Source organism: Citrobacter sp. wls613, assembly GCF_005281195.1.
Classification (GTDB): domain Bacteria; phylum Pseudomonadota; class Gammaproteobacteria; order Enterobacterales; family Enterobacteriaceae; genus Citrobacter; species Citrobacter gillenii.
The window spans coordinates 1-2,306 of sequence record NZ_SZXN01000029.1 but is presented as its reverse complement, the minus strand read 5'-3'; the positions used below and the strand labels follow the sequence as shown (position 1 = coordinate 2,306).

General features: G+C 48.0%; 2 protein-coding genes. Both read left to right on the top strand.

Annotation, left to right across the window (positions count from 1 at the left end; all coding sequences use genetic code 11):
• Positions 1-87: 87 nt before the first annotated feature.
• Entirely contained in the window at positions 88-1,422 is a 1,335-nt protein-coding gene (gene uhpC, locus FDX01_RS04245; protein WP_137399284.1) for an MFS transporter family glucose-6-phosphate receptor UhpC, read from the top strand.
• Between the two features lie 93 nt (positions 1,423-1,515).
• Positions 1,516-2,220, top strand: coding sequence for an IS6-like element IS26 family transposase (locus FDX01_RS04240; RefSeq protein ID WP_137399283.1), 705 nt, complete (start codon positions 1,516-1,518; stop codon positions 2,218-2,220).
• The last annotated feature ends 86 nt before the right edge of the window (positions 2,221-2,306 follow it).

The following is a 2,306-nucleotide window of genomic DNA, read 5'->3' as shown; positions in this document are numbered from 1 at the left end:
GGCTTAGCGTTGCACTTCGGACTTGAATCCGCCAATGATGACATATAAAAACTAATCACTACTGATAATTGCAGTACGGAGAACGTAATGGCTATATTTTCTGAATCGCCGGATAAACCGGTTACCATGAGTAAAAATGAAATCGACAAAACATACCGTTACTGGCGTTTGCATCTGATGATCGTCAGTTATATCGGGTATGCTGTCTTTTATTTCACCAGAAAGAGTTTTAACTTCGTCATGCCGGAAATGCTGGCTGACCTGGGAATAACCAAAGCAGATATCGGGATGGTCGGGACGGCCTTCTATTTAACGTACGGAGCATCCAAGTTCCTTTCCGGTATTATCGGTGACCGTTCAAATCCGCGCTGGTTTATGGGGTTAGGCCTTATTATGACCGGTGTGGTAAATATTCTGTTTGGCCTGACATCTTCTATTCCGGTATTTATTGCCTTATGGATGATTAATGCCTTCTTTCAGGGCTGGGGCTGGCCGCCGTGTTCTAAAATACTGAATACCTGGTATTCCCGTAATGAGCGTGGTTTCTGGTGGTCAATCTGGAATACATCCCATAATATCGGCGGTGCTATTATTCCTATCCTGTCAGGGAGTGTGGCACTGTGGTTAGGCTGGCGTTACGGGATGATTATTCCGGGAGTAATTGCGATTGTTGTCGGTCTGCTGCTCTGCTTCTTATTGCGTGACCGTCCGCGTTCAATGGGGTTGCCGACTGTCGGTGAGTGGCGCAATGACCAGGTGGAAATTGCCCATGAAGAGCAGGGACTCGGTTTATCACGCTGGGCTATTCTCAAAGAGTATATTTTTAAAAATAAAATTATCTGGGTACTGGCGCTTTCATATGCAGTGATTTATGTCATCCGTACCGGGATTAACGACTGGGGTAACTTATATCTGATTGAAACGCACCATTATGATCTGTTAACCGCAAATGCCACGGTAATGATGTTTGAAATCGGTGGTTTCTTTGGCGCGATTGTGGCCGGCTGGGGCTCGGACTTATTATTCAAGGGCAACCGTTCACAGATGAACGTGATTTATACCCTGGGTATTATCATCTCAGCGGTGTGTTTATGGGCGGTCCCGATTGACAGCAAATACGTGTTCTCCGCGCTGTTCTTTATGACCGGTTTCTTTATTTTCGGGCCGCAGTTCCTGATTGCGATGGCTGCCGCAGAAAACTCACATAAATATGCGTCCGGCGCATCAACCGGGTTTGTCAGCTTATTTGCCTATATCGGGGCATCTGCTGCCGGTTATCCGCTGTCCAAAGTGATTGAGGGATATCAGTGGAACGGATTCTACGGGTTGTTAGTGATATTGTCTGTGGTGCTTGTGGTACTGCTGTTTATTGCTATGCAACTGCAATCAGCAAAAGCAAAAAATTGCAGAAAAACAGTATAATCACGAAGCGCGAATTCAGATAATAAGTGCGGCACTGTTGCAAATAGTCGGTGGTGATAAACTTATCATCCCCTTTTGCTGATGGAGCTGCACATGAACCCATTCAAAGGCCGGCATTTTCAGCGTGACATCATTCTGTGGGCCGTACGCTGGTACTGCAAATACGGCATCAGTTACCGTGAGCTGCAGGAGATGCTGGCTGAACGCGGAGTGAATGTCGATCACTCCACGATTTACCGCTGGGTTCAGCGTTATGCGCCTGAAATGGAAAAACGGCTGCGCTGGTACTGGCGTAACCCTTCCGATCTTTGCCCGTGGCACATGGATGAAACCTACGTGAAGGTCAATGGCCGCTGGGCGTATCTGTACCGGGTCGTCGACAGCCGGGGCCGCACTGTCGATTTTTATCTCTCCTCCCGTCGTAACAGCAAAGCTGCATACCGGTTTCTGGGTAAAATCCTCAACAACGTGAAGAAGTGGCAGATCCCGCGATTCATCAACACGGATAAAGCGCCCGCCTATGGTCGCGCGCTTGCTCTGCTCAAACGCGAAGGCCGGTGCCCGTCTGACGTTGAACACCGACAGATTAAGTACCGGAACAACGTGATTGAATGCGATCATGGCAAACTGAAACGGATAATCGGCGCCACGCTGGGATTTAAATCCATGAAGACGGCTTACGCCACCATCAAAGGTATTGAGGTGATGCGTGCACTACGCAAAGGCCAGGCCTCAGCATTTTATTATGGTGATCCCCTGGGCGAAATGCGCCTGGTAAGCAGAGTTTTTGAAATGTAAGGCCTTTGAATAAGACAAAAGGCTGCCTCATCGCTAACTTTGCAACAGTGCCAAAGCGCTTGGCGTAACTTTTCCATAAATACCAC

What these genes read in the sequence shown, in the direction of transcription:
- uhpC (WP_137399284.1), top strand. Translation starts at nt 88, where the DNA reads ATGGCTATATTTTCTGAATCGCCGGATAAACCGGTTACCATGAGTAAA.
- FDX01_RS04240 (WP_137399283.1), top strand. Translation starts at nt 1,516, where the DNA reads ATGAACCCATTCAAAGGCCGGCATTTTCAGCGTGACATCATTCTGTGG.